General features: G+C 49.5%; 3 protein-coding genes and 1 pseudogene. All 4 read left to right on the forward strand.

Annotated elements, in window-relative coordinates; genetic code table 11:
* A pseudogene (locus tag COW15_RS09795) lies at positions 1–296 on the forward strand (FAD-dependent 2-octaprenylphenol hydroxylase); the annotation flags it as partial.
* A gap of 398 nt (positions 297–694) precedes the next feature.
* Positions 695–1789 (forward strand): glycine cleavage system aminomethyltransferase GcvT, encoded by a 1095-nt coding sequence (gcvT, locus tag COW15_RS09800; RefSeq protein ID WP_293632388.1) that lies wholly within the window; start codon positions 695–697, stop codon positions 1787–1789.
* Between the two features lie 25 nt (positions 1790–1814).
* A complete protein-coding gene (gene gcvH / locus COW15_RS09805) occupies positions 1815–2204 on the forward strand; it encodes a glycine cleavage system protein GcvH (protein WP_198781041.1) in 390 nt (129 codons plus the stop codon).
* A gap of 122 nt (positions 2205–2326) precedes the next feature.
* Positions 2327–5215 (forward strand): aminomethyl-transferring glycine dehydrogenase, encoded by a 2889-nt coding sequence (gene gcvP, locus COW15_RS09810; protein ID WP_293632390.1) that lies wholly within the window; start codon positions 2327–2329, stop codon positions 5213–5215.
* Positions 5216–5545 lie beyond the last annotated feature (330 nt).

A 5545-nucleotide genomic window follows, 5' to 3' on the forward strand; every position in this document is an offset into this window, starting at 1 on the left:
TCGGCTTTTTAGATGCGGCCAGCATTATCGAAGTGGTCAGCGAATTACAGCAAGCGGGCAAGGACATTGGCGATTATGCACAGCTGCGTGCCCTTGAACGGTGGCGCAAGGCCGAGGCGATGGAGATGATCGCGGCGATGGAGGGCTTTAAACGCCTATTCGAAGGTTCAAATCCAGTTAAAAAAGCGCTGCGCGATCTCGGATTAAACCTCGTTGATAATGTCGCTGGGCTGAAAACAGTGTTCATGCAACAGGCCATGGGTAATAAGTCCTCACTCCCCAAGTTATGCCGTTAGCCTAGGTTGCGCTAATGTGACCAGAATTGCCGCTAATATCAGCATATTGGCGGTAAGCTATGCAAATCTGGTCTTTGACTGTAAAAAAATTACATGTTAAAGATAAGAAAATCTAATGGCACAGACTTCGGATTAGAAAAATCTCCTGTATACAAATTTGTGACGCAAGGTATAATTTCGCCGCATTTTAGACCCTAGTATTATACCAATCACGATAGATATCTGATGAGTTCAGAACCAGTCAGGCGTTTCAATTCAAGGCGCATTGATGCAGAAAGGTCATCCCTTTTAAGTTGATGCAAGGTGAAAGTCCAAGGCTGAATTGCAGATATGTAACACAGTTGGCATTACCCTACACTAGGCAGAGACCTGAAAAAGGCCGCAAAAAAGGGATAACAATGGCTAATAAAACTATTCTGTTTAACAAGCACTTAGAATCAAACGCTAAGATGGTCGACTTCCACGGTTGGGATATGCCTCTCAACTATGGCTCACAAATCGAAGAGCACCACGCCGTTCGTAAAGATGCGGGTATGTTCGACGTTTCCCACATGACTGTGGTTGATGTGACAGGCAGCGACGCTTGTGCATTTTTACGTAAGCTGCTGGCAAACGATGTGGCTAAGCTAAAAGTTCCAGGTAAAGCCTTATACGGCGGCATGTTAGATGAAAATGCCGGCATCATCGACGACCTCATTACTTACTACCTCACCGATACTTTCTACCGTGTTGTGGTTAACTCTGCGACCCGCGAAAAAGACTTAGCTTGGATCGCCAAGCAAGCCCAAAGTTTTGATGTCACGGTAACCGAGCGTCCTGAACTGGCGATGATCGCCGTGCAAGGTCCTAATGCTAAGGCGAAAGCCGCTGCAGTATTCAGCGCCGAGCAAAACGCCGCCATCGAAGGTATGAAGCCTTTCTTCGGTAAGCAAGCCGGTTCGCTATTTATCGCCACCACAGGTTACACGGGTGAAGTGGGCTACGAGATTATCGTCCCAGAAGAAGAAGCCCAAGCTCTATGGCAAGCGCTATTAGATCAAGGTGTTAAGCCCTGTGGCTTAGGTGCCCGTGATACATTACGTCTCGAAGCCGGTATGAACCTCTACGGCCTAGATATGGACGAAACCATCAACCCGCTGGCCGCCAACATGGGCTGGACCATAGCATGGGAACCGAGCGACCGTGACTTTATCGGCCGTACAGCCCTAGAAGCCCTGCGCGATGCGGGAACCGACAAATTAGTCGGCCTAGTGATGGAAGAAAAGGGCGTGTTACGCCATGATATGCCAGTATTTTTCACCGATGCAGCCGGCACAGAACACCAAGGCGTGATTACCAGTGGTACTTTCTCGCCAACATTGGGCTATTCTATTGCGATGGCGCGTGTTCCTAACGCTATTGGGGATACGGCGGAAGTCGAAATGCGTAAAAAGCGTGTGGCTGTTAGAGTAGTAGCGCCAAACTTTGTGCGCAACGGTAAACAAGCATTTTAAAAAAACGGAACAAGGAACAAGAACAATGAGCAATATTCCGACAGAACTGAAGTACGCCTCTTCACACGAATGGATCCGCAAGGAAGAAGACGGTAGCTACACAGTAGGTATCACAGAGCACGCCCAAGAATTATTGGGTGACATGGTTTTCGTTGAGCTTCCAGAAGTGGGCGACACTGTCACTGCGGGTGATGACTGCGCCGTTGCTGAATCAGTAAAAGCGGCCTCTGATATTTATTCTCCTATTTCTGGCGAAGTGATTGCCGTGAACGAAGCGCTGGAAGATTCTCCAGAACTCGTTAACAGCGATGCTTACGGCGAAGGCTGGTTCTTCCGCGTGATGCCTTCTGACGAAGCAGAAGTCGACGCTCTGCTGGATGCCGAAGGCTACCAAGCAGTTATCGACGAAGAATAATCGTCGACGCTAACAAAGCCCCGAGGGGCTTTGTTTGTTTTAGCGCAAGTTTGACATAACAACAGCCCGTTAATCAGTACCCTACAGTCCTGAGTTACGGCAAATCTGGAACAAGGTTTATCATGACCAAGCAAACCCTCACTCAGTTAGAACAGCACGATTTATTCCTACGTCGTCATATCGGCCCAGATAGCAACCAACAGCAAGCCATGCTGAATTATGTTGGTGCCGAGTCTCTGGACGATCTAACCGCGCAAATCGTGCCTGAGTCGATCCGTTTAAATCAAGAATTGAGCATTGGTGATTCCTGCGGCGAAGCCGAAGGCATTGCCTACATTCGTGGTTTAGCACAACAAAACCAAGTATTTAAGAGCTACATTGGTATGGGTTACTACGGCACCGAAGTGCCAAACGTGATCCTGCGCAACGTATTGGAAAACCCAGGTTGGTACACGGCTTACACGCCCTATCAGCCAGAAATCGCCCAAGGCCGTTTAGAAGCCATTCTAAACTTCCAACAAGTGTCGATGGACTTAACAGGTTTAGATTTGGCTTCTGCTTCACTGCTGGACGAAGCGACTGCCGCCGCCGAAGCCATGGCGCTGGCCAAGCGGGTTTCTAAAGCCAAAAAAGCCAATATCTTCTTCGTTGCCGATGATGTGTTCCCACAAACCTTAGACGTAGTGAAAACCCGCGCTGAGTGTTTTGGTTTTGACGTGGTGGTTGGCCCTGCATCTGAGGCCGTTAACCACGAGCTGTTTGGTGCCCTGTTCCAATATTCAAACCGTTTCGGTCAAGTCACTGACTTCACCGAGCTATTCGCCACTCTGCGTGCTAAAAACGTGGTGGTGACCGTCGCCGCCGACATCATGGCGTTAGTGTTACTGAAATCACCGGGAGCCATGGGCGCCGATGTGGTCTTCGGTAGTGCCCAGCGTTTCGGCGTGCCAATGGGCTTTGGTGGTCCACACGCAGCCTTCTTCGTTGCCCGTGACGAGCACAAACGCTCTATGCCTGGCCGTATTATCGGTGTGTCAAAAGACGCCCGTGGTAACCGCGCACTGCGGATGGCGATGCAAACCCGTGAGCAACATATTCGCCGCGAAAAAGCCAACTCAAATATTTGTACCGCACAAATTTTGTTAGCGAATATGGCGTCTTTCTACGCCGTATTCCACGGCCCAGATGGCCTGAAAACTATCGCTTCACGCATTAACCGTTTCGCCGATATTTTAGCGGCAGGCTTACAAGCCAAGGGCGTGAGTTTAGTCAACAGCACTTGGTTCGATACCATCAGCATCAAAGGCTTAGATGTTGCTGCCGTCAATGCACGCGCGCTAGCCGCTGAAATGAATCTACGCTTCGATGCCGACGGCATTGTGGGCGTAAGCTTAGACGAAACCACTATCCGCGCCGATATCGAAGCGCTGTTCGAGGTGATCTTAGGTGCTGGCCATGGTTTAGACGTCGCCGCATTAGATGCGCAAATCGTTGCCCAAGGTAGCCAATCGATTCCTGCTGCACTCGTGCGCCAAGATGCGATTTTAAGCCACCCAACCTTTAATCGCTATCAAAGCGAAACCGAGATGATGCGTTATATCAAACGTCTCGAAAACAAAGATTTAGCACTTAACTACTCGATGATTTCACTGGGCTCATGCACCATGAAGTTAAACGCAGCGGTTGAAATGATCCCAGTGAGCTGGCCAGAATTTGCCAACATGCACCCCTTCTGCCCACTGGATCAAGCCAAGGGTTACACTCAGCTGATTGAAGAACTGTCTTCATGGCTGGTGAATGTAACGGGTTACGATGCCGTGTGTATCCAACCTAACTCAGGCGCTCAAGGTGAATACGCTGGCTTGTTAGCCATCAAGAAATACCATGAGTCACGCGGCGATGCCCACAGAAATATCTGTCTGATCCCGCAATCTGCCCACGGTACTAACCCTGCATCGGCGCAATTAGCCGGTATGCAAGTGGTGGTGACGGCCTGTGATAAGCAAGGTAACGTCGATTTAGAAGATCTGAAGACAAAGGCCGCCGAAGTGGCTGAAAACCTGTCTTGCATCATGATCACTTACCCATCGACCCACGGTGTGTATGAAGAATCTATCCGCGAAATCTGCAATATAGTGCATCAGCACGGCGGCCAAGTGTACTTAGACGGCGCCAATATGAACGCCCAGGTCGGTTTAACCTCTCCTGGCTTTATCGGTGCCGACGTATCGCACCTTAACCTGCACAAAACCTTCGCGATTCCACACGGCGGCGGTGGTCCAGGTATGGGCCCAATCGGCGTGAAAGCCCACTTAGCGCCGTTTGTAGCCGGTCACGTTGTGGTTAAACCGGGCCGTGAAAGCGATAACAATGGCGCCGTATCAGCGGCACCTTACGGTAGCGCTGGCATTCTGCCAATCAGCTGGATGTACATTAAGCTGCTCGGTTCAAACGGCCTGAAAAAGTCGACCCAAACTGCGCTGTTAAACGCTAACTATGTGATGAAGAAGCTGTCTGAACACTACCCAGTACTGTTCCGTGGCCGTAATGATCGCGTGGCGCACGAATGTATTATCGACCTACGTCCGCTGAAAGAAGCCTCAGGCGTGACCGAAATGGATATCGCTAAGCGTTTGAATGACTACGGTTTCCACGCGCCAACCATGAGCTTCCCGGTTGCGGGAACCCTGATGATTGAGCCAACCGAATCAGAGTCTAAGGTGGAACTCGATCGTTTTATCGATGCTATGGTGTCAATCCGCGCTGAAATCGCCAAAGTGGAATCGGGCGAATGGCCAGCGGATAACAACCCGCTGCACAACGCACCGCACACTATGGCCGATATTATGGACCCAGAGTTCGATTCACGCCCATACAGCCGCGAAGTGGCCGTGTTCCCAAGTACAGCAGTACGTACTAACAAATTCTGGCCAACAGTGAATCGTATCGATGACGTGTACGGCGACCGTAATTTGTTCTGTGCATGTGTGCCGTTATCAGACTATGAATAAGGGCTGAATAGTACGTTATTCAGGTCATAACGTTTGATGAAAAGCGAACCCTTAGCGGTTCGCTTTTTTGTATATGTTTATCAACAGTGGTCAAAATTTGTTAGGCACTAGACTATTCATAGGATGGGTTTTTTAGTAAAGTGCGGCCGCATACAAGGATGTTTTTTAGAGACTATCAATGGAAATGACTATGTCTACTGTGCTGCTACGTTCCCCACTTCAAGCAAATAAAGAAAAACTACTCAAACAACGACTGCAAAACGAACTCAATACCACCCGGATCTTCAAAGCGCTGGATTCTGATCCAAATACAACAGGTGCGGGTGTGGT

This window comes from Shewanella sp. CG12_big_fil_rev_8_21_14_0_65_47_15, assembly GCF_002783505.1.
In the GTDB taxonomy this organism is placed as follows: Bacteria; Pseudomonadota; Gammaproteobacteria; order Enterobacterales; family Shewanellaceae; genus Shewanella.